We start from the raw sequence: 4,001 nt of genomic DNA, 5'->3' as shown, positions 1-4,001 counted from the left end.
GGCCAATGCCCGACAGCAGGCACAAATGAGTGTTGTGCAGCGAATTGGCCGCCATGATCACGATATCTGCGGGTTGAAAGACCTCTTCCTGAGCGGCCTCATCAAAGTAGGTCACGCCGGTGGCGGTCTTGCCATCGGCGGCCAACTCGACCTTCAGAACCTCGCAATGGGTCCGATAGCGAAAGTTGGCATATCGCCGCAGCGCATCGAGGATGCAGGTCTGCGGCGAGGATTTGGAGTAGTTCAGGCAGCCGTACCTCTCGCAAAAGCCGCAGTAATTGCAAGGGCCAAGCTGCATGCCGTATTCGTTGACGTAAGGTTCGCTGGCATTGGCGGCGGGCATCGGGAAGGGATGCAGCCCCATCGCGGCCGCCTGATCGCGAAACATGCGCGGGCCCAGCTGCATCTTCAGGGGCGGCATCGGAAATGCGCGGGCGCGGGGCGCCTCGAAAGGGTTGCCGCCGGGCATGATCTTACCGCCAAGGTTGCCGGCTTGGCCGGAGATGCCCAGCATATACTCGAACCGGTCGAAGTATGGTTCAAGCTCGGCGTAGGTGACGCCCCAATCCTGGATCGTCATGTCTTCGGTGATGATGTTCGCACCAAACGCTTCTGTAACATAGGACTTCAGCCGCAACTCTTCTGCGAGCGGACGCCAGGTGTTGCCGTTCCAGTGTATCCCTGCGCCTCCGACGCCGTCACCGGGCAGAAACGATCCCAACTGGCGCATCGGCAGTGCCGTATCCGTCAGCCCGTGCCGAACGGTCAGGGTCGAATTTGCGGGCTTTTGCATGAACCCGTAGCGCACCCCGTAGCGCAACTCATCCGCCACGTCGGGATATTGAAAGTCGGGCACCGTTTCCCGGTCCGCGCCACGCTCCAGCGCAAGGATCTCCAGGCCTTCCTTGGCAAGTTCGATACCGGCCATCGCCCCGGTCCAGCCAAGCCCGATGATCACAATGTCTTTTCTGGGGTCCGTACGTGCCATCGGTCAGGCCCTGTCGCCGGCGATCGACACAGGCCCAAGCGGGTAGGCGACATTATCCGTCGCCGGATCGTTCCATTCAAGAAAGCTCGCGCGGGCACCTGGAAAGCCGATATGAACCCAGGCGCTCATGCCGTGGTTGCCCCCGTAACGCGGGTCGCTGAAATATCCCTCCTTGGTGTTCTGCAGCATTATGGCAAAGAAGTCGCGCAACTGATCAGGCAGACCTGCATCACCAGCCTCGAGAGCGGTCAGCGCTTCGTCCTGCTGCAGCGCGTCAAGTTCGGCAAATGCCGTGCCCTTGGTCTTGCGGCACCAGTCGTCGAAGGCGCGGATGCCGTCGCGGTAGATTTGCGCAGGCGGAAGTGGCGACTGAAACCCCAGGAGCGGATCTGCAGCGGGATCGTGCGGGCCTTGCATGTACCAGTCGGCACCTGCGCCAAAGTCTCCGCCAAGCTGGCGGTCGATGAACTCTGGCACATGTGCCTCCAGCGCGCCGGGCCCGTCGCCTTCGGACGGGATCAGCCTTGATGTCGCTGCTTGGACGAACACCCACTCATCGGGAGAAAACACAGCCGGAACGTATTCGGCCAGCGTGGGAATGGCGGTTTGCCCGAACATCGGTCGCCCAAGTGACACCAACGCGGTTCCGGCGAGGCCTGCCGCCATGAACCCGCGTCTGGACGGTGTGAAGATTTGTGCGGACATGCCTGCGCCTCGATTGCCTCGCGGGCCTTTGCTTGTCGCCATCGGACCGCGCTCGATGTCGGGCCCGCAGCGGCCTTGTGAACGCGTCGCCCCGGTGCAATCAATCGGGATCTCGGGCGGAATAGTGTTCCTTGCCAAGAGCAACGATCATGGATCGAATTGATCGGAAAAGACGCTGAGGGACATTAACCTCGATCAGTGTCCGGTCGGGATTCGAGGTTCTGCGCAGATTTTGGCGCCGTCACTCCACGCCGTATTCCAGCATCTTCTCCAGACCTTCGGTCAAGAACTCCCCGACCTCTGGCTGGCCAAGCAGATAGTGGCTGACCAGGCCGTCATGCTGTTGGCGGGCGAGCAACTTGGTCTCCTCCCATTCCTCGGGTTCGGCATCCCCCCGACCGATCCAGAACAGCGCAACCAGCGCGTCCTTCTGCTCGTCGTTCATGCTTTCGATTTCTTGCGTGATTTCGGCACGGCTGAGGTCGCCCCTGGTCTCCTGCAAGGTCTCGGCCACCTCGTCGTCGGTGGGGTTGCCGCCAAGGTCGGAAATGTCTGTGGCCTCCTTGGCCATCACGGCACTGAACCTCAGTACCAGTTCCTCGATTTCGGCACTGTCAAAGGGAGGCTCAAACATCGGCATCTCCTGCATTTGTGGTTCCCGTAATGGCAGGTCGGTCCGGCCCCACACTGATGTCGATCAACTCGGTGCCAATCTGGACGCCGCATCGCAAACTACCGCCTTTGCCACCGCACCTTCTAGTCCTGCAGCCTGTCAATTTACCTGCAAAGAGTGGTGGTCATTGGGCTGTCGGGGGGTGAGGTCAATTTCGACCATCATTGGTGGCCTCGCGTGAAACATCCGAGTGGCGACGTTCTCGCTTGGTGGCCGACGGATGAAGGTTGGCAGAACAAGCTGGGGACATTCGAGTGTGGATGTAGCATAGACATAGCCGATCTGATGCCTTTCCACATTTTTAATCGTTTAGTGCGCGCCTGACCAGTAACTTCCGCTCGATGGTGGGGCAGGGGGCGTGGCCCGCTTTTGGTTTACTCGACCACCAGGATTGCCGTGTGGAGGGCGATGGGCCACCTTGGTGGCCGGCACGACGTTAGGCTCCAGGGCCGATGAATGGCGACAGGGGAGGGGGGGTACACCGAATTCCCTATCAGCGCAGTTGTGCAAACCAGACCACCTGAGTTCATTTTTTTCCAAGGCCGCCATCACCTGCCATGATTGCAGCATGTGCCAAGCACATCGGAAACCAGTCCCGGCAGCGAAAGAGAAAGTTCTCGCGGTCGATTTAGCTCAATCGCAAGCACTTGCGGGCAAAGCTGACGGAATTGTCCCTCTATCTTGCGGAGTAGCGAATAGGTTTCCACCGCGCGCAATTGTGTCGCTGCATACTGGCGAGAACGATATGTGTTGTGCCGGGAACAGGATCAGTTCACGCCACCAGCGGCTCTTTTGCGTCAGCCCTTGCGTGGTCTTCACAAGCCGCTTTTAGCAGAAAGTGCGCGAGCGCAGCTTTCCGGGAATCTCGATCAAGTGCGTAGGCGGTCTGTTTGAACGCAACCCCGTCAAGAAGTCCCTTAATGTAACCCGAGATCGTATCTGCCGCCATGAGCAGGGCCGTATCGAGAGTGTGGATGTATTTGCTGGTCACCGAAGCCGTCGAATGTCCAATGAGGGCGGCAATGGTGCTTTCAGTGAAGCCAAGATCATTCGCAACGCTGGCAAAGCTGTGTCGCAAAATATGTGCCGTCACATCCGCGAGCGGTGACGCGGCAAAGATATTCGCCCAGTGATTTTGGAAACTGTCGAAGGCGTTGTCCTCGGCTGAACCGGGAAAAACAAACGTCCCCGTCCGCATCAGCCGGTGTTCTTCAAGAAATTCAACCGCAGGAAGGCCAATAGGGCGTGTCGACGCGCCTTCTTTGGGCTCCGACAGGCGCAGACAACTGTTTTCGGTATCCACGTCATCCCACCTGAGCGAAATTATCTCGCTCCGGCGGCAACCCGTTAGCGCAAGTTGCCGAATGATCCCCACGGTGATGGTATATTTGTCATTCGCGCCAGCGCGACGCAGCATGTCGCCTAGAATTCGGTATTCATCTACGCTCAACCGCCGGTCCCGCACTTGGTCTTTGGGCTTGCGAATGCCGTGCGCGACGTTGCGCTCGATAACGCCGGCGCTGATGGCATAGGTGAGCATGGAACCGATCACGCCCACGCACCGGCTTGCGGCGCCTGCACCACCTCTCAGGATAGACTTGCCACGCAACCTGGCAGATTTTTTCGCAGCGCGCG

At 59.4% G+C, this 4,001-nt stretch carries 4 protein-coding genes; all 4 read right to left on the bottom strand.

Annotated elements, in window-relative coordinates:
• Positions 1–988: GMC family oxidoreductase (locus RMO18_RS05635; RefSeq protein WP_309664476.1), on the bottom strand; the 988-nt coding region annotated here is incomplete at its 3' end.
• Positions 989–991: 3 nt separating this feature from the next.
• Positions 992–1,693 carry a gluconate 2-dehydrogenase subunit 3 family protein gene (locus RMO18_RS05630; protein ID WP_309664475.1) on the bottom strand — a complete coding sequence of 234 codons (702 nt, stop codon included), beginning with the start codon at positions 1,691–1,693 and terminating at the stop codon, positions 992–994.
• Positions 1,694–1,934: 241 nt separating this feature from the next.
• Positions 1,935–2,327, bottom strand: a complete 393-nt coding sequence (locus RMO18_RS05625) for a DUF3775 domain-containing protein (RefSeq protein WP_309664473.1) — start codon at positions 2,325–2,327, stop codon at positions 1,935–1,937.
• 811 nt (positions 2,328–3,138) lie between these two features.
• Positions 3,139–4,001: site-specific integrase (locus RMO18_RS05620; RefSeq protein ID WP_309664472.1), on the bottom strand; the 863-nt coding region annotated here is incomplete at its 5' end.

The sequence above is a fragment of the Tabrizicola sp. genome (genome assembly GCF_031377265.1).
Classification (GTDB): Bacteria; Pseudomonadota; Alphaproteobacteria; order Rhodobacterales; family Rhodobacteraceae; genus JAUYQR01.
Note: the sequence above shows the minus strand (reverse complement) of the source record. Positions and strands in the feature narration are given on the sequence as shown.

Bases quoted from the DNA above. Each gene is read 5' to 3' on its own strand.
- RMO18_RS05630 (WP_309664475.1), bottom strand. From the start codon at position 1,693: ATGTCCGCACAAATCTTCACACCGTCCAGACGCGGGTTCATGGCGGCA.
- RMO18_RS05625 (WP_309664473.1), bottom strand. From the start codon at position 2,327: ATGTTTGAGCCTCCCTTTGACAGTGCCGAAATCGAGGAACTGGTACTG.